The sequence below is a fragment of the Parvibaculum sp. genome (assembly GCF_035511255.1).
Classification (GTDB): Bacteria; Pseudomonadota; Alphaproteobacteria; order Parvibaculales; family Parvibaculaceae; genus Parvibaculum.
The window spans coordinates 1-23,727 of sequence record NZ_DATKFR010000260.1 but is presented as its reverse complement, the minus strand read 5'-3'; the positions used below and the strand labels follow the sequence as shown (position 1 = coordinate 23,727).

Annotated in this window: 18 protein-coding genes; 5 read left to right on the top strand and 13 right to left on the bottom strand. The window is 63.5% G+C overall.

Annotated features, from left to right (window positions below; all coding sequences use genetic code 11):
• Together VMR03_RS10410 and VMR03_RS10405 are read right to left on the bottom strand one after the other, a co-directional pair.
• The coding region (locus VMR03_RS10410; RefSeq protein WP_325404908.1) for a hypothetical protein at positions 1 to 558 on the bottom strand (558 nt) is incomplete at its 3' end.
• Between the two features lie 90 nt (positions 559 to 648).
• Positions 649 to 1,770, bottom strand: coding sequence for a ferritin-like domain-containing protein (locus VMR03_RS10405; protein WP_325404906.1), 1,122 nt, complete (start codon positions 1,768 to 1,770; stop codon positions 649 to 651).
• A gap of 230 nt (positions 1,771 to 2,000) precedes the next feature.
• Between VMR03_RS10405 and VMR03_RS10400 the strand changes: the two genes are divergently transcribed.
• Positions 2,001 to 3,281 (top strand): cytochrome P450, encoded by a 1,281-nt coding sequence (locus tag VMR03_RS10400; protein ID WP_325404904.1) that lies wholly within the window; start codon positions 2,001 to 2,003, stop codon positions 3,279 to 3,281.
• A gap of 189 nt (positions 3,282 to 3,470) precedes the next feature.
• Here VMR03_RS10400 and VMR03_RS10395 read toward each other — a convergent pair whose 3' ends face one another.
• Positions 3,471 to 4,604, bottom strand: coding sequence for a ferritin-like domain-containing protein (locus VMR03_RS10395; protein ID WP_325404902.1), 1,134 nt, complete (start codon positions 4,602 to 4,604; stop codon positions 3,471 to 3,473).
• A gap of 499 nt (positions 4,605 to 5,103) precedes the next feature.
• Here VMR03_RS10395 and VMR03_RS10390 point away from each other — a divergent pair, with 499 nt between their 5' ends.
• Positions 5,104 to 7,458: an efflux RND transporter permease subunit gene (locus VMR03_RS10390; protein WP_325404900.1), complete on the top strand. Its 2,355-nt coding sequence runs from the start codon at positions 5,104 to 5,106 to the stop codon at positions 7,456 to 7,458.
• A 110-nt stretch (positions 7,459 to 7,568) separates the two neighbouring features.
• Positions 7,569 to 8,015, top strand: a complete 447-nt coding sequence (locus VMR03_RS10385; protein ID WP_325404898.1) for a TerB family tellurite resistance protein — start codon at positions 7,569 to 7,571, stop codon at positions 8,013 to 8,015.
• A 77-nt stretch (positions 8,016 to 8,092) separates the two neighbouring features.
• Here VMR03_RS10385 and VMR03_RS10380 read toward each other — a convergent pair whose 3' ends face one another.
• The gene (locus tag VMR03_RS10380; protein WP_325404896.1) at positions 8,093 to 9,340 is read right to left on the bottom strand and encodes a cytochrome P450; all 1,248 of its coding nucleotides are present in this window, start codon (positions 9,338 to 9,340) and stop codon (positions 8,093 to 8,095) included.
• Positions 9,341 to 9,601: 261 nt separating this feature from the next.
• Here VMR03_RS10380 and VMR03_RS10375 point away from each other — a divergent pair, with 261 nt between their 5' ends.
• Positions 9,602 to 10,357: a sulfotransferase family 2 domain-containing protein gene (locus VMR03_RS10375; RefSeq protein ID WP_325404894.1), complete on the top strand. Its 756-nt coding sequence runs from the start codon at positions 9,602 to 9,604 to the stop codon at positions 10,355 to 10,357.
• Between the two features lie 50 nt (positions 10,358 to 10,407).
• On the opposite strand, the gene VMR03_RS10370 is transcribed toward VMR03_RS10375, so the two are convergent.
• From VMR03_RS10370 to VMR03_RS10360, 3 genes are all read right to left on the bottom strand, one after another.
• A complete protein-coding gene (locus VMR03_RS10370) occupies positions 10,408 to 11,049 on the bottom strand; it encodes an HAD-IA family hydrolase (RefSeq protein ID WP_325404892.1) in 642 nt (213 codons plus the stop codon).
• A gap of 72 nt (positions 11,050 to 11,121) precedes the next feature.
• Positions 11,122 to 13,419, bottom strand: a complete 2,298-nt coding sequence (locus VMR03_RS10365) for a penicillin-binding protein 1A (RefSeq protein WP_325404890.1) — start codon at positions 13,417 to 13,419, stop codon at positions 11,122 to 11,124.
• A 243-nt stretch (positions 13,420 to 13,662) separates the two neighbouring features.
• Entirely contained in the window at positions 13,663 to 14,475 is an 813-nt protein-coding gene (locus VMR03_RS10360) for an EF-hand domain-containing protein (RefSeq protein WP_325404888.1), read from the bottom strand.
• Positions 14,476 to 14,609: 134 nt separating this feature from the next.
• Here VMR03_RS10360 and VMR03_RS10355 point away from each other — a divergent pair, with 134 nt between their 5' ends.
• A complete protein-coding gene (locus VMR03_RS10355) occupies positions 14,610 to 15,218 on the top strand; it encodes a TetR/AcrR family transcriptional regulator (RefSeq protein ID WP_325404886.1) in 609 nt (202 codons plus the stop codon).
• A gap of 3 nt (positions 15,219 to 15,221) precedes the next feature.
• Here VMR03_RS10355 and gyrB read toward each other — a convergent pair whose 3' ends face one another.
• The 6 genes from gyrB to rpsT all read right to left on the bottom strand — a co-directional run bounded on the left by gyrB (position 15,222) and on the right by rpsT (position 23,651).
• On the bottom strand, positions 15,222 to 17,660 hold the full coding sequence (gyrB, locus tag VMR03_RS10350) for a DNA topoisomerase (ATP-hydrolyzing) subunit B (protein WP_325404884.1): 2,439 nt from the start codon (positions 17,658 to 17,660) through the stop codon (positions 15,222 to 15,224).
• A gap of 63 nt (positions 17,661 to 17,723) precedes the next feature.
• Positions 17,724 to 18,836 carry a DNA replication/repair protein RecF gene (gene recF / locus VMR03_RS10345; RefSeq protein WP_414693173.1) on the bottom strand — a complete coding sequence of 371 codons (1,113 nt, stop codon included), beginning with the start codon at positions 18,834 to 18,836 and terminating at the stop codon, positions 17,724 to 17,726.
• A 141-nt stretch (positions 18,837 to 18,977) separates the two neighbouring features.
• Positions 18,978 to 20,096, bottom strand: a complete 1,119-nt coding sequence (dnaN, locus tag VMR03_RS10340) for a DNA polymerase III subunit beta (RefSeq protein WP_325404880.1) — start codon at positions 20,094 to 20,096, stop codon at positions 18,978 to 18,980.
• A 369-nt stretch (positions 20,097 to 20,465) separates the two neighbouring features.
• Entirely contained in the window at positions 20,466 to 21,956 is a 1,491-nt protein-coding gene (gene dnaA / locus VMR03_RS10335) for a chromosomal replication initiator protein DnaA (protein ID WP_325404911.1), read from the bottom strand.
• Positions 21,957 to 22,315: 359 nt separating this feature from the next.
• Entirely contained in the window at positions 22,316 to 22,792 is a 477-nt protein-coding gene (locus tag VMR03_RS10330) for a rhodanese-like domain-containing protein (protein WP_325404910.1), read from the bottom strand.
• A gap of 595 nt (positions 22,793 to 23,387) precedes the next feature.
• A complete protein-coding gene (rpsT, locus tag VMR03_RS10325) occupies positions 23,388 to 23,651 on the bottom strand; it encodes a 30S ribosomal protein S20 (protein WP_325404878.1) in 264 nt (87 codons plus the stop codon).
• Between the last annotated feature and the right edge of the window lie 76 nt (positions 23,652 to 23,727).

The following is a 23,727-nucleotide window of genomic DNA, read 5'->3' as shown; positions in this document are numbered from 1 at the left end:
CGCGAGCTTGCGGCGGCTCTCCGCCGAACCGATGCGCGTCAACGCTTCCTCGAGGCTGCGCATCAGGCTGTCGCCAAGCTTCGCCACCTCGGGCACCAGGGCCGATGCGAGGCGGTGAAAATCCGCGATCGCGGCACCGAGTTCCTCGCCGATGCGGTCGCGTTCGCCGGACGCCTTGCCGAAAAAGCCGGCCTCCTCGACATGGCGGCCCGGCATGAATTCGGTCCTGAGCCAGCCCGCGAGGGGCGGACCGGCATAGGCGCTGCCGAAGCCCCACGGATCGTCCCAGAGGCCGTGGCCGACAAGTTTCGGAATGCGCAGGCGCGGCCCCGCCAAGCCGTCGAGAAGCCGGAGCGCCGCCGCCTCGCGGATCACCTTGCTCTCGCCGGAGCCGAGGCCGCCATGCCGCCGCGTCAGCTTCAGAACGGTCCCGTCGCCGAGATCGTAGACGCTGCCCCACAGGCCTTCGTTGAGAAGGCGCCAGGGTGGCGCGGGAAGCGTTTCAATCTTCTCGGCGATCTTCGCCTGGAAGGCGTCGCCTGTCGTTTGTTCGAACATGGGCGCGAGTCTAGCAGCCCGGCGGAGGCCAAAGGCATAGAAAAAGGGCGGCCCTTGCGAGCCGCCCTTTCAGTTCGACGCCTGTTTTTCTTATTCCGCGGCGACTGTCTGCGCCGTCTTCTTGGAACCGAAATTGACCGTCTTCAGGAAGGCGATGCCCTGTTCGGCGATGTCGTCGCCGACCATGCGGTCGTCCTCGTTCTTCAGTTCGTCCATGTCGACATAGATCGCATAGAAGGACTTCGTGCGGTCGGTGATGATGCCGGCCTTGAGAAGCGTCTTGACGAGGACGCGGAAGACGTTGGCCGCATCCTTCATGCCCTCGCGGCGGTCTTCATCCGTCACCGCTTCGAGCATCTCGGCCTGGACGAGTTTCCAGTCGAGACCGAAATCGGCGTAGATGACCTTCTTCTGCTCGGGATTGACGAGGTTGAAGAGCAGCGTCTGGAAGACGTTGGCCGCCCAGTCCTCGATGATGTCGCGCTCTTCCTGGGTGAGCTTGGGGATCGTGCGGTCGGCCCAGATCTTGCCGAACTTGTGGTGGAAGGCTTCGTCCGTCATCGCAAGCTGGCAGAGCTTCACCAGCAGCGGATCGCGGGCCGTGTTGAAGAAGGTCGCGAAGGTGCCCATCGCCAGACCTTCGACGAGGAGCTGCATGCCGACGATCTTCTTGTAGACCTCTTTCGCGTTGACCATCTCGGCAAGGAGATTGCCGAGCGTCTCGCCGACGGCGAGCGGCTTGCCCCAGCGCGATTTCACGTAAGCCGCGAAAGCCGTCACATGGCGGGCCTCTTCGCGGGCCTGGTTCGCCGCATATTCCTGTGCGCCCGGATCGAGGAGGATGTGGCAGAGCGAGGCGGAGAGATTGAGCGCGCCCTGCTCGCCATGCAGGATCGCCGACATCATCCAGCGGGCGGTCTCGTTGACGAAGCGGGTCTTCTCTTTTTCGGGGAGCGCCGCGAAACAGGGCAGCGTCAGTTCCGGCACCAGATCGGGCGAGATCATCATCTCGTTTTCCTGATCGAAGGGCTCGGAGAAGTCTATATAGCGGGGATCGAGCGGGTCCCAGAAATGATCGTGGGTCGCCGAGATGATCTTGTCGAACGCGCCGGAGCGGCGGTTGTAGCGCTCGACATTCATCATCGCCTCGAAATCGTCGGGCGATACGGCTTCGTAGGCGTTGTCCTTCGTGATCTGCCGGGCTTCGGTCATGCCCATGTCTCCCTTTGTGAAGCGCTCAACCCCTTCAGCAGCGGGCCCGCGCCGGTAAGTCACAAAGTAAATAGGGACATTCTGCCGTCTGGCTATACGGAAAATGACGGATGCGTCAACTTTACGCGGTCCCCGTCGCGAACGTGACGCTACCGTCACTTTTCTTGTGACAGGGCTTTACGTCGGGTCTAGGCTCATCCCAAAGAACAAGACGACATTGGAGGAAACACATGAGCAATCTGGCGAAAGCCCACAGTTCACAGGTCTCGACGGCGGCGGAAGAAGCCTATGCGGTGCCGCTGAAGGAGATCGACGTCGCCAATCCCGAACTCTTCCGCACCAATACGATGTGGCCCTATTTCGACCGGCTGCGCAAAGAAGCGCCCGTCCATTTCTGCGAGACCAACGAAGATGCCGGCCCCTACTGGTCGGTGACGCGGTACAACGACATCGTCTCGGTCGACACCAATCATCAGGTCTTTTCGTCGGAAGGCGGCATCACGCTCCGCGACCAGGACGACGACTTCAAGCTGCCGATGTTCATCGCGATGGACCCGCCCAAGCATGACGACCAGCGCAAGACCGTGAGCCCGATCGTCGCGCCGGCGAACCTTGCCAAGCTCGAAGGCCTGATCCGCGAGCGCGCCGGCAAGATTCTCGACGCGCTGCCCGAGAACGAGCCCTTCAACTGGGTCGACCGCGTCTCGATCGAACTCACCACGCAGATGCTCGCGACGCTTTTCGACTTTCCCTTCGAGGAGCGCCGGAAGCTGACGCGCTGGTCCGACGTCGCGACCGCGACGGTCGAGTCCGGCGTCATCGAGTCGGAAGAGCAGCGCCGCGCCGAACTGCTCGAATGCGCCGATTATTTCATCGGGCTCTGGAACGAGCGCGTCAATGCGCGCGAGCCGGGCGGCGATCTGATCTCCATGCTGGCGCATGGCGAGTCGACCCGGAACATGGACAAGATGGAATATCTCGGGAACCTGATCCTGCTGATCGTCGGCGGCAACGACACGACGCGCAACTCGATCACGGGCGGGCTCTATGCGCTCAACCTCTTCCCCGACCAGTACAAGAAGCTGCGCAGCGAAGGCCCGGGCATCGTGCCGAACATGGTGTCGGAGATCATCCGCTGGCAGACGCCGCTCGCCTATATGCGCCGCACCGTGCTCCAGGACGTGGAAGTCGCCGGCCAGAAGATCCGCAAGGGCGACAAGGTCGCGATGTGGTACGTCTCGGGCAATCGCGACGAGACGGTGATCGAAAATCCGAACGAGCTGGTGATCGACCGCGCGCGGGCGCGCCAGCACATTTCCTTCGGTTTCGGCATCCATCGCTGCGTCGGCAACCGGCTCGCCGAGATGCAGCTCCGCATCATCTGGGAGGAAATCCTGAAGCGCTGGCCGGATCAGCCGATCGAGGTTCTGGCCGAACCGCGCCGCGTCCATTCGAGCTTCGTCAAGGGCTATGAAGAGATGATGGTGCAGCTGCCGACGCGGAGACACTGAGAGAGGCATACTTCGACAGGCGGTGTCGTCCCGGCACTCGTTGCCGGGACCCAGCGTTCTCGGCATATGCGGCGCCGCCCGTGGGTCCCGGGAATGAATCCCGGGACGACAGTTGCAAAGCCACAATGAATAAAGGGCGGCTCCTTGGAGCCGCCCTTTGGCATTCTAGGTAACGAGGAACGCCCGAGCTTACTCGGCGGCCGAGATCGTGACGTTCTTCAGGGCGTCGGTGTTGGCGCCGAAGTTGATCTTCTGGAGGAAGCGGATGCCGTCTTCGGCGATGTCGTCGCCGACCATGCGGTCGCCCTCGCCCTTCAGCTCGTCCATGTCGACATAGACGGCATAGAAGGCCTTGGTGCGCTCGGTGATGATGCCGGCCTTCAGCAGCGTCTTGATGAGCACACGGAAGATGTTGGTCGACTCTTTCATGTCCTCGCGGCGATGCTCATCGGAGATCGCCTCGATCATCTCGTTCTGGACCTGCTGCCAGTCGATGCCGAACTCGCCGTAGAGGATCTTCTTCTGCTCGGGGTTCACGAGGTTGAAGAGAAGCGTCTGGAAGCAGGATGCCGCCCAATCCTCGATGATGTTCTGCTCTTCCTCGCTGAGCTTCGGGATCGTGCGGTCGGCCCAGATCTTGCCGAACTTGTGATGGAAGGCTTCGTCCGTCATGACGAGCTGCGTCAGCTTCACCAGAAGCGGATCGCGGGCGGAGGAATAGAGCGTCGCGAAGGCGCCCATGGCCAAGCCTTCGACCAGCATCTGCATGCCGACGATCTTCTTGTAGACTTCCGGCGCGCCGACGATGTCGGTCAGGAGGTCGCCGAGCGTCTGGCCGACGGGGAGGGGCTTGCCCCAACGCGCCTGGACGTATTTCGCGAAGGCCGTGACGTGACGCGCTTCTTCGCGGGTCTGGTTCGCGGCATATTCCTGCGCGCCCGGATCGCGGAGAATGTGGCAGAGCGAGGCCGAGAGATTGAGCGCACCCTGCTCGCCGTGAAGGATCGCGGAGAGAATCCAGCGGGCGCTCTCATTGGCGAAGCGCACGCGCTGCTTCTGGGTCAGCTTCTCGAAGCTCGGCAGCTTCAGTTCGAGGACGAAATCCTCGGGCAGGATCATCTCGTTCTCGATGTCGAAGGCTTCCGTGAAGTCGATGTACTTCTTGTCGAGCGGATCCCAGAAATGGTCATGGGTCGCGGAAATGATCTTGTCGAAGGCGGTCGAACGGGCGCCGTAGCGATCCACGTCCATCATCGCCGGGAAATCGTCGGGAGCGACGGCGTCGTAGGCATTGTCCTTGGTGATCTGGCGCACTTCGCTCATGAATTTCCTCCATCTGGCCGGCATGGGAGCCGGGGGTCTGTTGCAGGTCGGCGGCCTTCCGCCACAGGCGACCCTTGGTCGCGGAGGATAAGCGGTCCCGGCGCGGCGTCAAGTAAAAATGACGCATGCGTCAAGTTCATGAAGACTTTCTTACCAGAGGGCGTGAATGGCTTATTTTCACAATTGTAAATTGTTCAATATGGGAGCTTCGTGTTATCGGTGATGGAGAGGGAATGACCATCCCGGTTGCGAAGCGGTGGGGGCCGCCAGCGGCGAAAGAGGATGGCGCCAAGGGAGGGTAGTCCTGACGGATTACATCGAGACGAGCCGGGCCGCGTGCGGCCGCCGGCAATGCCTGTCGGCATCCTCCGAGACGAACCGGACAACGCGCCGGTTCCGGCCAAGGGCCTCGTGAAGGCCTGCCGGAACTGGCACGGAACGAATTTGGCTTCGTAACGCGCCCGCTTTTCAGAAGGCGGGACACAGACAGGTGTGTTCCATGATCAAGTTTCTCGAGAATCTGGTCTTCAGGCTGCGTGTCGCCATTCTCGCCACGCTCGCGGTCGTCACCGCGGCGGGACTTTATTTCGCCTTCCAGCTTCACATGACGGCCGGCTTCGACAAGCAATTGCCGATCGGCCACGAATATATCCAGACCTTCCAGCAATATCGCGACCAGCTTTTCGGCTCGAACCGCATCATCGTGGTGCTGGAGCCCAAAACGGGGACGATCTGGAACAAGGACTTCTTCAAGGTCTACAAAAACCTCACCGACGACGTCTTCTTCCTGCCCGGCGTCTCGCGGCCGACGGTCACCTCGCTCTGGACGCCCAATACGCGCTACCGCGAAATCACCGAGGACGGTATCAGCGCCGAGGACGTGATCTCGGCGAAAGTCACCGCCGACACGATGACGCCCAAGGCGCTCGCCAAGATCGAGAGCAACGTCATCCGCGGCGGCTTCGTCGGGCGGCTCGTCTCCAACGACTTCACGGAGGCGATGGTTTCGGCCGAGTTGCAGGACTACGACCCATCGACCGGTCAGAAGCTCGATTATTTCGACCTCGCCGACAAGCTCGAAAAACAGATCCGGCAGAAATACGAGAACGATCAGTATACGGTCCGCATCATCGGCTTCGCGAAATCGGTCGGCGACATCGCCGACGGCGCCAACGGCGTTCTCGTCTTCTTCTTCGCCGCCTTCCTGCTGACGGCGCTTTCGGTCTATCTCTATTCGCGCTCGGTGCTGCTCACTTTCGCCACGCTGTTTTCGTCGCTGACCTCGGTCGTCTGGCAATTCGCGCTGCTGAACCTGCTCGGCTACGGGCTCGATCCGCTGGCGATCCTCGTTCCCTTCCTCGTCTTCGCCATCGGCGTCAGTCACGGGGTGCAGCAGATCAACCTCATCACGGCGGAGCTCAGCAACGGCGCGACGAGCGAGGAGGCCGCGCGGGCGAGCTTTTCCGGCCTTCTCGTGCCGGGCACCATGGCGCTCACCACGGCGCTGGTCGGTTTCGGCACACTCTATCTCATTCCCATCGCCATGATCCGCGAACTTGCGATCACGGCGTCGATCGGCGTCGCGCTCAAGATCGTCACAAATCTCGTCATGCTGCCGCTTGTGGTCAGCTACATGAAATTCGACGAGGGTTTCGCGGCCCGCGTTGCCCGGTCGCGCGAGTTCCGCCTCAAGATCATGCGCTGGCTCGGCAAGGTGGCCGAACCGCGCATAGCGGTCGTCGTGCTTGCCGTCTCGTTCACGCTCTTCGGTTATGCCGCCTGGGAAAGCCGCCACCGTCATGTCGGCGCGCTTCATGCCGGCACACCGGAGCTTCGGGAGGATGCGCGCTACAACATCGATTCGCGCGACATCGCGTCGAAATTCTCACTCGGCCTCAACCAGCTCACCGTCGTCGTCGAAACGCCGCCCGACGCCTGCGTCGATTACCCCACACTCAACTTTCTCGACCGTTTCTCCTGGTACATGGAGAACGTGCCTGGCGTCAGCCTCGTCATTTCCCTTCCTTTCGCGGTCAAGGCCTCGGCGGCGGGGTGGAACGAAGGCAATCTCAAATGGCAGGACATTCCGCGCAACAAGGACGCACTCGCCCAGGCGGTCGCCTCGGTGCCGGAGCGGGCCGCGCTGATGAACCAGGAATGCACGTTGCTGCCGCAGCTCATCTATCTCACCGACGCCAAGGCGACGACCATCGCAACCGTCGTCGCGGCGGTGAAGGAATTCCGCGAGACGAACAAGATGAAAGGCGTCAACATCCGGCTCGCGTCCGGCAATATGGGCGTGCAAGCGGCGGTGAACGAGGAAATCTCGCGGTCCGAGCTGCCGATGATGATGTGGGTCTATGTCGTCATCATCGCCCTCGTCACCCTCACCTACCGCGATTGGCGCGCCGTCATCGCCTGCTGCCTGCCGCTGACCTTCGCGACCTTTTTCGGCTACTGGTTCATGGAGGTGCTGCAGATCGGCCTCACCGTAGCGACGCTGCCGGTGATGGTGCTCGCGGTCGGGATCGGCGTCGATTATGCCTTCTATATCTACAACCGCATCCAGTTCCATCTGGCGGAAGGCCGCAACATCACCGAGTGCTTCCAGCTCGCGTTGCTGGAAACCGGGATGGCGACCTTCTTCACCGCCATCACACTGGCCGTCGGCGTCTCGACCTGGGCCTTCTCGGCGCTGAAGTTCCAGGCCGACATGGGACTGCTGCTGACCTTCATGTTCCTGGTGAACATGATCATGGCGATCACGGTCCTGCCGGCGCTCGCCGTCATTCTCGACATGCTGTTTCCGCGCCGCACGCCGGTGCGGCACCGCAAGAGCGTGATGGCGCATTAAACCGCAGTTCCGGGCGGCGACAGACCGTCCGGGCTGCGCTAGACTGCCCGAATTGGAAGATAAAGGGGGGAGACCGCCTTGCGGCGGCTCCACGATCTGGAGCGAGAAAGATGCTGGACAGGATTATCGATGCGCTGAAAAAAGGTGCCGCCAAAAGTGCCGTGCCGGTGAGCCCCGAGGTGAAGCGGCTCGCGGCGGCGGCGCTGATGGTCGAGGCGGCGCGCCGAGACAACGACTTCGCCGATGACGAGCGGGCCGCGATCACACGGATTGTGGGCGAGAATTTCCAACTCACCGACGAGGACGCCAAGACGCTCGTCGACCTCGCCGAGCAGCGGCAGAAGGTGGCCTTCGGCGAGTCGATCTTCACCCGGACCGTGCGCGACGCCTTTACGCCGGACGAGCGCAAGGACGTGTTGCGCATGATGTGGCAGGTGGCGCTGGCGGACGGTCAGCTTCACCGGCTCGAAAGCGTCATGATCGAGCGCCTCGCCAAGGAAATCGGCCTCGACAAGGCGGCCAGCGAAAGCGCGCGCGAAGCGGCGACGAAGCACTGAGCTTCGACATCTTCAGACAAAGGCCGCGCTTCCGGGAGGCGCGGCCTTTTTGTGCGCATCACATGCCGTGGCGGACTTCAGACTTGGTAGCGGACTGGCATCTCCTTGATGCCGGAGATGAAGTTCGAACGCAGACGACGGACCGGTCCTGCGACCTCGATGTCCGGGAAGCGCCGCAACAGCTCCTCGAAGAGAATCCGGAGCTGCAATTCGGCCAGCCGCGAGCCGAGGCAAAAATGCTGGCCGGCGCCGAAGCCAAGCTGGACCGGGGTGTCGGGATTTTTGTAGCGCGCCACGTCGAAGCGAGACGGGTCGGCCCATTTTTCCTCGTCGCGATTGGCGGAGGCATACCACATCACGACCTTGTCGCCTTTCCGGATGGTGCGGCCACGCAATTCAGTGTCCTCGGTGGCCGTACGGCGCATGTGAAGCACGGGGCTCACCCAGCGCACGATCTCCTGCACGGCGGACGGAATGAGCGAGGGGTCGTCGAGGAGCTTGCGGCGTTCCTGCGGATGTTCGGACAGCGCGAGCAGGCCGCCCGAAATCGAATTGCGCGTCGTCTCGTTGCCGGCGACGACGAGCAGGATGAAGGTGCCGATATAGGCCGGGAAACTCAGCGGCTCGCCGTCGATCTTCGCGTGGACGAGCATCGAGATAAGATCGTCGCCCGGCGTTGCCGCGCGCTGCTGCCAGAGACCGGCGGCATAGCCCGCCATCTCCACCACGCATTGGCGCATGTATTCGTCGGAAACGCGCAGCTCGGGATCGTCCTCGCCGACGGTCGCGTTCGACCATTCGAATAGCTTCGGCCCATCGCTCTCCGGCACGCCGAAAAGCTCGGCCAGCACCTCGATCGGCAACGCGGCCGAAACGGCGGAGACGAATTCCGCCTCGCCCGTTTTCGGCAGATTGTCGAGAAGCCGCGTCACACGGGCACGGATGCGGTCCTCCATGTTGGAGATGCGCCGCGGCACGAAGCCCGGCGTAATCATGCGGCGATAGGCGGCGTGTTCCGGCGGGTCCATCGAAATCATGGTCGCGTCGGTCCGGTTCTCCTCGATCTCGTGCTCGTTGAAGATACGATGGCCACCCATTTTCTTGGCCGAGGAAAAAAGCTTCGGATTTTTCGAGATGGTCTCGATGTCGTCGTAGCGCGTCACCGCCCAGAAACCCGGGCCGTCGGCTTCGGGGTTCCAGTAAACGGGTTCGTTCGCCCGGAGCGCGCGGAAAATCTCGTGATGAGCGCCGCGCATATAGAGGTCCGGATCCTTGAGATCGGGTCCTCCTTCCAGATCGAGTTTCTCGGCTTTCGGCCTCAGCATGATCTCTCCTCCCAAAATCATTCTGTTTTCCGAAGCTTAGGCCCGGGAGACGGGGCGGCTCAAGCCGCGCATTCATATCCGGCTGAATAATAGCCGAGAGGCCATTGCGGGCGGCGACGGAATGGCCGCCGCAGGGCGTTAGGAGAGGAGATGATGCCGGCCGGAAAGGCCGGCGAGGACAGTCGACGGGCTTGCGGGGACATGACGAATCGGGATTCAATAAATATTCCGTATACAGATTTATTGAAGCAGAAGCACCGGGTGAGACTGCTGGCGCCTTTTGTCGGAAAATACCGTCAAAAACGCGATCTCCTCGATCTCGATTCCGATCTCGCGCTTGCCTTTCACCATGGCGTCACGACGCCGGACAAGCGTTTCTTCTATCTGAAGAATTCGAAGGCCGGCTGCACGACGATTGCCCAACTCCTGCACGTCCATGCTTTCGGCGACGCCTATGACGGGAACATCCATACCCATCCCGAGCTTGCCACCGGCATCCGGCACTGGCGGACACATCTCGACGCAATCGAGAATCCCAAGACCGTGAAGTTCACCTTCACCCGGCACCCAGCCGACCGGCTTCGATCCGCTTTCTTCAATTTCTTCGTCGATTGCGAGAACGAACAACGCCACGCGCACTGGGACAACATGGTCGCCATGGGTTTCGCCGTCGATGGCGACATCCGTTACAACTTCGATGTCTTCCTCGATTATGTCGCGCTCAATTTCGCCGAGACGGAGCGGCATTGCGACCAGCACTGGCGCGGTCAATGGATTTCCATGGGCAGCGGCCAAATCGATTACGATTTCATCGGCAAGCTGGAAAACTTCGGGGCCGACATCGCCGAAGTCTTTTCACGGGCGGGACTGCCCGATCTCCTGAAGCGGTCGGGCGGGAGTTGTTCCTATAACCGCAGCAGCAACGGGGCGCGCGACGATCTGCGGTTCACGCGCGCCCAGACGGCCAAGATCCAGGCACTTTACGCCGCCGACTACGAGGCATTCGGCTACGCGTGAGGCGGCCCGTCACGCCACTCCCGCAATGACGGGCCGTCCCCGACAATCCCTCAACGGACGGGGAAGCCGACCGCGGCCTCGAGTTCGTCCAGCGCCTGTCCGGCGTTCAGCACCTTGATCGTCTTCATGCCGAGGGCGGCGGCCGGCTTCAGATTGATGCCGAGATCGTCGAGATAGACCGAGCCCGCCGGCGACACGCCGAGCGCCTCGCAGGCCATGGTGTAGATGCGCGGGTCAGGCTTGCGGATCCCCACCTTCGAACTTTCGATCACGTGATCGAACAGCGCCATGATCTCGCCGACAAGCGCGGCTTTCGCTTCCGAGCGCGCCATGCCGGCACCGGCGCCAGCCGAGACGTTGTTGGTGATGCATCCAACGCGCATGCGCGCCTTGCAGCGGCGCAGCGCCTCGACCATTTCGGGGCGGATGTCGCCCGAGAGAAGCTCGACCACGTCGCGGCCGCGCACCAGCGCGCCTTTCGCTTCCGACTCCTTCGCGAAAAGTGCGTCGAACTCCGCCAGCGTGCATTCGCTGCGCTCGAAAAGCGCCCAGGCATTGGTGTCCGGGTTCGTCGCATTGATGCCGCGGATGAAATCCTTCGGCAGGCCGCGCTCGGCCTCATAGCGGTTGAAGGCCTCGAAGGGGCTCGACGTCAGGACGCCGCCGAAGTCCCAGATGACAGCTTCGATCATGATTTTCCTGCAATTTACAATTTCGGTGGCGGGACCCTACACCGGACCCGCCACGACGGAACAGCCGGAAAATCAGTCGCCTGGATGGCCCGGCGCGAGGGCGGAGGGGGGATTGCTGCGCCCGGTACCGAAGAGCCGCTCGAAGAAACCCGGCTCCTCCCAGTCGCGCTTGCGATCCGGTTCGGCATCGTCCGGCGCAGCCACGAGCCCGGAACCGGCGGGCATAGCGGCGACGGCCGACGGCGGAGGCCAGGCGCCCGGCAGGTCGGCGACCGGCATGTTCGTTTGTGTACGAACCATGAAATCGTGCCAGATGGTGGCGGGCAGGGTGCCGCCGGTAACCTTCTTCATCGGCGTGCGGTTGTCGTTACCGACCCAGACGCCGACGACGAGATCGCTGGTGAAGCCGACGAACCAGGCATCACGGTAATCCTGCGTGGTGCCGGTCTTGCCGGCGGCGGGGCGGTCGGGCAGGGCGGCGCGCCGGCCGGTGCCTTCCGTTACCACAGCCTTCAGCATGTAATTCATCTCGCCGAGTGCCTGAGGGGTCATCACCGAACCGAGACCCGAACCGGACCGCTGATAGAGCTGGTCGCCGTCGCGGGTGTGAACCTCGTCGATGCCATGCGGGATGACCCCGTAGCCGCCATTGGCGAAGGCGGCATAAGCGGCGGTCAGCTCCAGCAGATTGACGTCGCAGGTGCCGAGCGCCAGCGACAGGTTGGGCGGCAGCGTCTCCTGAATGCCGAGACGATGCGCGGTGCGAATGACGTTGCGGACGCCAAGCTCCTGCGTCAGCTGCACCGCCACCGTATTGACCGAATCCGAAAGAGCACGGCGCAAGGTCATCGGTCCGTCGTAACGGTTGAGATAGTTCGACGGCGACCAGCCGCCATAGCTCACGGGCCGATCGACGCGCATGGTCTCCGGCGTGAGGCCGCGCTCCATCGCCGTCAGATAGATGAAGGGCTTGAAGGCCGATCCCGGCTGCCGAAGCGCCTGCACCGCGCGGTTGAACTGGCTCTGGGCATAGGAGCGCCCACCGACCATCGCGCGCACGGAGCCGTCCGGCGTCATCGCGACGAGTGCGACCTGCGACGCGCCGACCTTCGCGCCCTCCTCGGCCATCGCCTTGGCGACGATCTCCTCGGCGACGCGCTGCATGTTCGGGTCGATGGTGGTGCGGACGACGAGATCGGTGTTGGGCTCGCCGGCGAAGCCCGGCAACACGTCGGCCACCCAGTCGACGAAATAGTTGATCGAGCCGGAGGCGGAATAGCCTTCGAGCGATGCCGGATGCGCATTTGCATCCGCCGCCTGGGTTGGCGTGATGTAACCCGCGCGCACCATGTTATCGAGGACGATGGCGGCGCGGCTGCGGGCGAGGGCGAGATCGTTGGTCGGCGAATAATGCGACGGGGCTTTCAGCAATCCGGCGAGCATGGCCGCTTCGGGCAATGTCAGTTCGCGCGCGCTCTTCTTGAAGTAGCGCTCCGAGGCGCCTTCCACGCCATAGGCGCCGCCGCCGAAATAGACACGGTTGAGATAGAGGGTGAGAATTTGCTCCTTGGAGTAACGGGCTTCGAGCCAGATCGCGAGCAGCATTTCCTGGATCTTGCGATGGATCGTCCGGTCCGGCTTCAGGAAGACGTTCTTGGCCAATTGCTGGGTGATGGTGGAGCCGCCCTGCACGACGCCGCCGGCCAGAAAATTCTGGTAGAGCGCGCGAGCAAGGCCGATCGGATCGACGCCGAAATGCCAATAGAACCGCTGGTCCTCGGTGGCGATGACCGCCTCCGGCACATAGCTCGGCAGATCCGTCATCGCGACGCGGCCGCCCAGAAGATCGCCGCGATGGCTCAGCGCCTCGCCATCCGCCGCGAGGATCGAGAGCGATGGCGTATGCGCAACGTCGTAAAGGCCCGACGTGTCGGGGAGCGACATCGCGTAGTAGAAGAGAAGGCCGCCGATGCCGATCGCGAACCAGAGACCGGCAACGAGCGTCCAGTAGAAAAGACTGCCGATGAGACTGCCGGACGAGGCCCCGCGCTCACGCGCCGGGCGCTGCCGCCGACGCTCGTCATAGGAAGCCGCGGCGGGGGCGGACCGCATGCGCGCGTCGGCACGCAGGACGATGCCCTTGGCCGGCTTCTTCTTCACCGCCTTAGGTTTGCCGGATTTCGGCTTGGTCGGTTTCGACGGGGCGGCCTTGGAGGACAAGCGCGGCGCGTGCGCGCCGGCATTGGCCCCGAGATTGGCATCGACGCCGATGCGGACGGGGCCGAGCCCATGCAGGCGGCGCGTCACCCAGTCGCCGCCATCATCTTCCCGGCCACCCTGCGGGCCACGTCTGCCTTTTCGCGACGACATATAAGCCTTGCGGATCGGTTCCCCGGCGGCCGGGTCCTGCGAACCAGCGCAGGTGAATCAGGCGCCCAAGTTAACAGCCCCACGGCCGCGCGCCAAACCGGCTGTTCCGGCGAGGCTTAGACGTCAATCCGGGCCGAAACAGGGCGGAAACTCCCCTCCTGCTTCCTCACCCTGGCGGGAGATGCGGTCTACCGAAGCGGGAAGGACGTCCTGTCCTTCCCATTTCGTTTTCATGTGGCCCGTTCAGGCCGTGACGCTCGTCGAGGACAGGCTCGACTTTGCCTGATCGGCGTAGTTCGACATCATCTGCTTGAGATAGGCTTCAAGCTGCTTGGAGAAGTCGGCGGATGTCGACGTCCCTGTCGTGGTCGTGGAGGACGTGTCGTCGTCGTTCGACGCCGCCGCCAACACATCGGCGAGCGAAGTCGCCTGCGTGCTGTCCTTCGTCGTGGAGCTCGACAGGAGATCGGCAAGCGTCGTGTCTTCGTCGGAATCGTCGCCGGATGCCGACATGGACGGCGGAGGCGGCGGCATCTGGCCGGCCTTGCCCGGACCATGCGCCTCGTCGAAGGCGCTCAGCTCGTCCTGCGTCAGCTGACCGTCGCCATCCGTGTCGATCTGGCTGAAGAGTTCCTGCGCCCTGTCGGAGGCGCCCGATTCGGAAGAACCGTCCGGTCCGGCGGCGGCGAACTCGTCCAGCGACAGCGACCCGTTTCCGTCCGTGTCCGCCTTCGAGAGCAAGCCGGCGGCACGGTCGGTAGAGCCCTGCTGCTGAAACTGCAACAGGGACGATGTCGTGTCGGCGGAGAGCTTGCTGAAATAGGCGCTGAACTCGTCGCTCGTCACCTTACCGTCGCCGCTCGTGTCGATCGACTTGAAGAGCTTCGCCGCCCTGGTCGTATCGGCAGAATTTGCCGAGCCGGAAGAGCTTGCCGAGCCGGTCGAGGTGAATTCGTCGATCGAGAGAGAGCCGTCGGTATTCGTGTCCGCCTTGGCGAACAGCATCTGCTGGAGCTGTTGCAGGTAGGAACTGCTTGATACTCCCGAGATTTGCATCGTGTTGACCTCATCTGTCGTTTGAAAGCGCCGTTCATCCGGAACGACGGAGTCACGGCCGTGTGCCGTTTACTCAGCTGTCGCGATGCAAATCGCGCACAGGGGTGTTTCAAACGGACGTTCGAGGATCATCGGTGGCGCAGAATACGAGAGAGCGGTTGCTCGAGGCGGCGCGGGGGCTTTTTGCCGAACGGGGCTATCACAACGCCACCGTGCGCGACATCGCCGCGCGGGCCCATACGAACCTCGCCTCCATCAATTATTATTTCCGCAGCAAGGACGATCTCTATCGGGAAGTTCTGAGCCATTCGTTCCGCAAGACGATCGAGACGGAAGAACCCGGCGAGGAGGCCACGACGCGCGAGGACAGGCTCAGGGCCTTCATCCGCAGCCTCGTACCGAAATCCGTGGAGGACGGCAATGGCGCGCAGCATATGCGGCTCGTCGCCTGGGAGATGCTGTCGCCGACCGGCGCGCTCGACCAAATCGAGGAAACGGAGATCAAGCCGCATCTCGACCGGGCGAAGGACGCAGTCCGGCCGTTCCTCGCACCGGACACCTCGCCGGCCGATCTCGGCGCAACGGCGCTCTGGCTCGTCGGGCAATGCCTGATCTTCCGCGGGCTTGCGGAGCGGATGCGGCTCGGGCTGATGCCCGTGCCGACCGATGGCGACCATGCCGAGCGCCTGGTCGCGCTGATCTGCGACCTCGCCCTCAAGGGGCTTTCGTCGATGCCGCTCTGACCCTCAGATGTCGAGGTTTGCGACGTTCAGCGCGTTTTCGCGGATGAAGTCGCGGCGCGGCTCGACCACGTCGCCCATCAGCTTGACGAAGAGATCGTCGGCCTCGTCGAGTTCGCGGATCTTCACCTGCAGCAATGAACGCGCTTCCTTGTCGAGCGTCGTTTCCCAGAGCTGCTCGGGGTTCATCTCGCCGAGACCCTTGTAGCGCTGCATCGCGATGCCCTTGGAGCCCGCCGCGAAGACCGCGTCGAGCAGCTGCGAAGGCGAGCGGATTTCATGCAGTTCGTCCTTGCGGCGAAGCGTCGCCGCCTTGATGTAGATTTCCTGCATGTGTTCTGCCTGCGCGTCGAGGCGGCGAGCGTCGGCGCTATCGATCAGTGGCGCGTCGATCATGACCTCCTCGCGCACGCCCCGGACGTCGCGGTGGAAGGCGAGGCCGCCATCCATCGTCACTTCGCCGATCCAGCCACGCTCGGTCTCGTCGGACAGGAGATCGAGGCGGCGGCCGATATAGGCGGCGGCCTCCTTCGCCTGTTCGGGCTCGGCCAGCGCTTTGGGATTGAGCGCGCCGGCGATCGCGGCCTGTTCGACGATGAAATGCGGATACTTCGCGGGCAGACCCTTCAGCACATTGCGGATCGAGCGCGCCTTCTCGACGATCTCGCGCAGATCCTCGCCCGAGCGCTGCGAGCCGTCATGCAGCGTCAGCACCATGTCCTCGAGACCGGTCGCGACGAGGTAATCTTCAAGCGCGCGTTCGTTCTTCAGATAGGTTTCGGACGAGCCACGCCGCACCTTGTAGAGCGGCGGCTGGGCGATATAGAGATGGCCGTGCTCGATCACCTCCGGCATCTGCCGATAGAAGAAGGTCAACAACAGCGTGCGGATATGGGCGCCGTCGACGTCGGCGTCCGTCATGATGATGATCTTGTGATAGCGGAGCTTCGCGATGTTGAAATCGTCGCGGCCGATGCCGGTGCCGAGCGCGGTGATAAGCGTACCGATTTCGGCGGAGCTGAGCATCTTGTCGAAGCGCGCGCGTTCGACGTTGAGGATCTTGCCGCGCAGAGGCAGCACCGCCTGGTTGGCGCGGGCGCGGGCCTGCTTGGCGGAGCCGCCGGCGCTGTCGCCCTCGACGATGAAGAGTTCGGACTTCGCGGGATCGCGTTCCTGACAATCGGCGAGCTTGCCGGGCAGGCTCGAAATATCGAGCGCGCCCTTGCGCCGCGTCAGCTCGCGCGCCTTGCGGGCGGCTTCGCGCGCGGCGGCAGCTTCCACCACCTTGTTGACGACGGTTTTCGCGTCGCCGGGATGCTCTTCGAGCCAGGTCGTCAGCGCTTCGTTGACGAGGCTTTCGACGACGGGACGGACTTCCGACGAGACGAGCTTGTCCTTCGTCTGGGAGGAGAATTTCGGATCGGGCACCTTCACCGACAAGACGCAGGTCAGGCCTTCGCGCGCGTCGTCGCCGGTCAGCGAGACCTTCTCGCGCTTGGCGATGCCGCTTTCGTTCGCATAATTGTTGATGACGCGGGTCAGCGCGGCGCGGAAGCCGGCGAGATGCGTGCCGCCGTCGCGCTGCGGGATGTTGTTCGTGAAGCAGAGCATATTCTCGTGGTAGCTGTCGTTCCACCACATGGCGAGTTCGACCGTGATGCCGTCGCGCTCGGCCTTCAGATAGATCGGCGCGGGGATCAGCGAGGTCTTGATGCGGTCGAGGAAGCGGACGAATTCGGAGAGGCCGCCCTCATACATCAGATGCAGCGTCTTCGGCTCGACGCCGCGCAGGTCAGACAGCGCGATCTTGACGCCGGAATTGAGGAAGGCGAGTTCGCGCAGGCGGTGTTCCAGCGTGCCGTAATCGAATTCCGTTTGCGTGAAAGTTTCGGCCGACGGGTGAAAGGTGATCTCCGTGCCCGTGCGCGGCTTGCCGTTTTCATCGACACCCGCGTCGCCCGTGACGGCGAGCGGCGCCACCGGCACGCCGTTCTCGAAGCGCATGCGGTGTTCCTTGCCCTGACGGCAGATGCGCATTTCGAGCCAGTCGGACAGCGCGTTGACGACCGAGATACCGACGCCGTGGAGACCGCCCGAGACCTTGTAGGAATTCTGGTCGAACTTACCGCCGGCATGGAGCTGGGTCATGATGACCTCGGCCGCCGAGACGCCTTCGCCCTTGTGGATTTCGGTCGGGATGCCGCGGCCGTTGTCGGAGACGGTGACGGAGCCGTCGGCATTGAGACGCACGAAGACCGTGTCGCAATAGCCGGCCAGCGCCTCGTCGATCGAATTGTCGACGACCTCGTAAACCATGTGATGAAGGCCCGAGCCATCATCGGTGTCGCCGATATACATGCCGGGGCGCTTGCGCACCGCGTCGAGGCCCTTCAGGACCTTGATCGATTCCGCGCCGTATTCTTCCGGGCTGTTATTGGGGGACATAGATTTTTCCTCGGATCTTTTCTCCGGCACATGCCGGCTCTCAGAAATTCAAATCGGTCTCGATCAGTTCGCGGGCGTGACGGCGCCGCGTTTCACATCGAAGGACTGGGCGTTTCGTCCCAGCGCCTCGAACAGCATGGGGTCCGTTCCGGTCATGAAGGCCTGCAGGCCCAGCGCCACGATCTCTTCGAAAAGGGCGCGACGGCGCTCCTCGTCGAGATGAGCCGCGATTTCGTCGAGCAGCAGCAAGGGCGGCCGCCCTTGCGCCGCAAGGAGGCGCGCATTGGCGAGTACGATGCCGATGAGCAGCGCCTTCTGTTCGCCCGTCGAGCAGAGACGCGCCTCGCGATCCTTCGCGCGGTGGCGCACCAGAAGGTCCGAGCGATGCGGACCTTCGAGCGTGCGGCCGGCGCCGGCATCGCGCGCGCGGGCGGCGGCGAGGCGGCGGATAAAATCGTCCTCGACATCGACAGCGGGCTTCGCCGCCAACGCCTCTTCGAGCGTGCCCTCGAGCGCGAGATCGGCGCGGGGGAAATGCGTTTCGCTCGCCGCGTCGATCGCGCCGCGGAGCCTTGCCAGCGTCTCGACGCGGGCGGCGGCAACGGCGACGCCATGTTCGGCCATCTGCGCCTCGAGGCCGCCCAACCAGGCGTCGTCCATCACCTCGTCGGCCAGGAGCCTGTTGCGCTCGCGAAGCGCGCGCTCATAGGCATTGGCGCGCGTACCATGCGAGGGATCGAAGCCCATCACCAGGCGGTCGAGAAAGCGGCGGCGTTCGCCCGCGCCTTCGAGAAAAAGCCTGTCCATGGCGGGCGTCAGCCAGACGATCCGCACCAGCGCCGCCAGCGCGCCGACCCCGGAGGCCGATGCGCCGTCAATGCGCACGGCACGGGACCGCGCGGCTTCCGCGCCGGGCTCGATGCCGGTGCCGATGCGGACCGGGCCGTCCGCCGTTTCGATAGTGGCCGCCACGGCCCAGCCGCCCGCGCCCTTGTCGCGCGCGATCTCCGTATAGGCCGCGCCGCGCAAGCCCCGGCCGGGCGAGAGAAGCGAGACGGCCTCGAGGAGGTTCGTCTTGCCCGCGCCGTTCTCGCCCGTCAGCACGACGGGCCGGCCGTCCAGCGCGATTTCGCTGCGCACATAGGAGCGGAAGTCGGTGACGACGAGGCGGCTCAGCCGGCTTGCACATGGCGACGCCTTCGTTCCAAAGGAGCTTGGAGCGCCGGTGTCGCCACTGATCGCGAGCCTCTCACCCGTTCGGGCCAACAATTCGTTTCCGTTCCTTACACACGCGTCGGCGTGCCTGAGATGCGGGCGCTACACCCGCATGGGCATCAGCACGTAGATCGCCTTTTCGTCGTCGCTGTCGCGCACGAGCGTCGGCGAACCGGAATCCGCCAGCGCAAAGGTCGCTTCGGCGCCGTCGAGCTGCCCGGTGATGTCGAGCAGATAGCGGGCGTTGAAGCCGATTTCGAGCGGCGTGCTCGAATAGGAGACCGAAAGCTCCTCGGTCGCGCTGCCCGAATCCGGGTTCGTCACCGAGAGGGTCAGCTTGCCCTCGTCGAGATTGAGCTTCACCGCGCGCGACTTCTCGGTCGAGATGGTCGAGACGCGATCGACGGCCTCGGCGAAGCGCTTGCCGTCGACCTGCATGATCTTGTCGTTGTCGGCCGGGATGACGCGCCCGTAATCGGGGAAGGTGCCGTCGATCAGTTTCGAGGTCAGGATGACGCCGCCGAACTCGAAGCGGATCTTGGTTTCCGAGACGCCGACCGAAATCGTGCCCGCATTGCCTTCCAGAAGCTTCTGGAGCTCAAGCACGGTCTTGCGCGGGATGATGACGCCCGGCATGCCGACGGCGCCGGCGGGAAGCTCGTGATCGACCTGGGCGAGGCGATGACCGTCGGTCGCGACCGCGCGCAGCGCCTTCACCTTGCCATTCTCGACCGCATGGAGATAGATGCCGTTCAGGTAGTAGCGCGTCTCCTCGGTCGAGATCGCAAAACGCGTCTTGTCGATCAGGCGCCGCAGCGCCTCCGCCGGAAGGTCGAAATGATGCGGGAGCTGACCCGCGGCCATGGCCGGGAAGTCCTCCTGCGGCAGCGACTGCAACGCGAAGCGCGAGCGGCCGGCGGTCAACTGGAGGCGGCCCTCGTCGGCGCCGGTCGAAAGCTCGACCTGAGCGCCGTCCGGCAGCTTCCGGACGATGTCGTAGAGCGTATGGGCCGGCGCCGTGGTGCCACCCTTCTGCGCGACGTCGGCGTCGATCGCCTCCACCACCTCGATGTCGAGGTCGGTGGCGGTCAGGCTCAGCTGCCCGTTATCGGCCCTGATGAGCACGTTGGAGAGGATCGGGATCGTGTTGCGACGTTCCACGACCGACTGCACGTGATTGAGGGACTTCAGCAGGGCGCCCCGTTCGATCGTGATCTTCATGGTCTCTCTTCGGTCCCCCGTTTGGGCGGTTCAAGCCCTTGACGCTTATCGGACGTTCGGCTTGCGGGCTCCGGCGCCGATGTCAGCGAGTCCTCGAGGGGGGCGCACCTTGGCCGGAAAGAGGCTCTGGAGCGTCCGGGCCTGTTCGGAACCCGCGAACATGGGAGTCGGAAAAACACGCCGGGAGAGGCCCTGAAGCCCCTCTCCGGACGCGCTCCGGCGAGCGCCGGAATTCCGCAGAAAATCATGTGGCAAAGTATAGCAGATCGTTCGGGCGATGCACGTTTTTCGGCATCGCCGGACGATCGCTTTCGGGCCGAAATTCACGTGATTCCGCGGGGGTTTAGCGGCGCTCGGAACGGACGGTTCTCAGCTTGCGCCGTTGCCGCCCTCCAGCATGCGCCGGAGCAGGTCGACATCCTCGTCCATGCCGGAATCGGCCTGACGCAATTCGTCGATCTTGCGGACGGCGTGAATCACCGTGGTGTGGTCGCGACCGCCGAATTTGCGGCCAATCTCGGGCAGCGAGCGGGTGGTGAGCTGCTTCGATAGATACATCGCCACCTGACGCGGACGGGCAACCGCCCGGGCCCGGCGCGCCGAGAGCATGTCGGCGAGGCGGACGTTGTAATATTCCGCCACGCGGCGCTGGATTTCCTCGATGGTGATCTTGCGGTCGTTGCAGCGCAGGAGATCGCGCAGCACATCCTGACTCATATCGAGCGTGATCGGGCGACCGACCAGCGAGGCATAGGCGACGACGCGCTTCAGGGCACCTTCGAGCTCGCGCACGTTCGAGACGATGCGGTGGGCGAGGAATTCGAGCACGCCATCAGGGATCGTCACCGGGCCGTTGCGGCTCGCCATCTCCTCGGCCTTGGCCTGAAGAATGCCGAGGCGGAGTTCGTAATCGGTCGGGTGGATGTCGGCGGCGAGACCCCAGCCGAGGCGCGAGCGGATGCGCTCCTCGATGCCTTCGAGATCGGAGGGCGAGCGGTCGGCCGAGATGATGACCTGGCGATTGTGATCGATCAGCGCGTTGAAGGTGTGGAAGAATTCTTCCTGCGTCGAATCCTTGCCGGAGATGAACTGCACATCGTCGATCATCAGCACGTCGACGGTGCGGAACTGCTGCTTGAAGGCCATCGTGTCCTTGAAGCGCAAGGCCCGCACGAACTGGTACATGAACTTCTCGGCCGAGAGATAGAGCACCTTGCGCTCCGGCTGACGGCGGCGGATTTCCCAGGCGATGGCGTGCATCAGATGCGTCTTGCCGAGGCCGACGCCGCCATAGAGAAAGAGCGGATTGAAGGTGACGTCGGTCGCCTCGGCGACGCGGCGCGCGGCCGCATGCGCGAGCTCGTTCGACTTGCCGACGACGAAAGCGTCGAAAGTGAAGCGCGGGTCGAGCGGCGCACCGACGCCCGCATCCTCGAAGCCCGAGGGAACCTGCATCGGAACGGAATTCATCGGCAGGATGGGCGCCGAGGGTTTCGCGATGCGCGGCGCGACATTGCGATCGGCAGAGGCCGCGTCGGCGGCGCGCGCCGGAACGTCGTGCCGATGTCCGGTTTGCGCGACCCCGTCGCGCGGGGACGCGGGCTCGCCGCGTGTGCGCACCAGCACCTCGATGCGCGAGAGCGCGGCGTCTTCCTCGCCCCAGAGCGTCGACAGACGCTCGGCATAATGAGAGAGCAGCCAGTTGCGGATGAAGCGCGTCGGCACAGCGAGCATGACGCGGCCGTCGCCGACGCCGATCAGCTCGATCTGCTTGAACCAGCTATTGAACGTCGCTTCGCCGAGTTCCGCATGAAGACGGGCGCGCACGCGGCGCCACTGTTCGCTGAGACTCGTCTCCACCACCGGCGTCGTTCCCGATCCAATTTTCGACTCGGATTCCGTCTCTGGCGTCGCTTCGCGCGCGCCACGGTCGGATTCCGTCTCCGGCGCCGCTTCGCGTGCAACGCCACGGAATGTCCGCCCGGCCCGGCCTTCCGAAAGACCGGCGCCATCGGCGAGATCGTCGCCGACCGGACGGAAAGCCGATTTTGCAGCCGAAACCAGCTTGTTTTCGTTCACGACCTCTACCCCTCGTCTGATCCCGGCTCCCCAGCACACCGGAATTTTTCAGAACCGGCTCTACCCCCGACCGGCTCTCACCCTTACACCCACCGGCATGGGCGCCGCGCCCCGCCGGTCATTTCAAATTCAGTTCGGCCTCACCCCTGAACCCAGGGCAGGCCCGACGCCTTCCAGCCATTGCGGTGTCCGCGATGGCGCGCCTCATCGAGATCGCCCTCGAAACCTCCCGCGATGTTGTAGCAACGCGTGAAGCCCTGCGCCGTGAGTGCAATCGCCGCTGCGCGCGAACGCGCGCCCGAGCGGCACAGAAACAGCACCGGCGCATCCTTGCGCGCCTCGCCGAGCGCGGACGCAACCTCGTCCGCAAAATTTCCATTCACCGCCATGGCCGGAAACGTCTGCCATTCGGCGAGCAAAGGCTCCTTGCCAACCGGCGCCAGATCCGGCAATCCGACATAAGACCACTCCGCGCGCGTACGCACATCGATCAGAACGGCCCGCGGATTTTCGCCAAGGACGCGCCACGCCTCATCGACGGTCACATCGCCAGCATAGTTCGCGGGATGCTCTCCAACGATCCGGGGCTCGACATCATCGCTCGCGTTACCCGACATCAGATCCTGCACTCCATCACTTCCGTCGACGCCAAACCCCCGCGCGAAGGCACAGCTTTCTTGCGGCGGCAATTCCTAGAGGAATTCCTCCGTCGCGTCACGCGTCACTGTCTGGATACTTTTGGCCGGGCGAAACGACGCAATCAAATACTGTATTCGGCGTAGTATTTATTGAAAAACATCAGTATTCGTCGGCCCCTTCGCGGTTAATAAACATACCTTCGAGGCCCATGAGAGGCAAGCGAGAAGAGTCGGCGCTGACAAAAAAAGTTCTTACAAGACGCGCAAAAACATCGCTGCGCAGCGGTGAAATTCGTTCCGCTTTCGCACATCCCCGCGCCGCACACATGAAGATGTGAATGAATCCAATTCGATGCGTAGATGTTGCGTGTGACGTTTCGCGCACGCGAGAAACGCGACGCGGCGACGCATGTTTTTCGATGCGGAGATGAAACGATCACACTTAGCATCCGGCGAAGAGAAAGCGCTTCAATCATTCGCGTGCGCCTGTCTCATCGCTGCTAAAAAACAAAGCCCGCGAGCGACGCGGGCTTTGGATCTTCAACTGCTCGCGAGAGCAGACCACATCGTCGTTTCAGGCGAGCGCCTTAACGCGGGCGGCGAGACGCGAGACCTTGCGCGAGGCGGTGTTCTTGTGCACGACGCCCTTCTGCGCCGAACGCATGATCTCCGGCTGTGCTTCCTTCAGCGCGGCGGCGGCTGCGGCCTTGTCGCCTGCGGCGATCGCTTCCTCGACCTTGCGGATGAAGGTGCGCATGCGCGAGCGACGGTCCTTGTTGACCTCGGTGCGCGCCGCGATCTTGCGGATTGCCTTTTTTGCGGAGGGAGTATTCGCCATCGTCTTCGAACCCTTGTCTCGCCGGACATCGCGCGATGCCAACGTAAAATTTCATACGGATCGCGAGACACCGAAA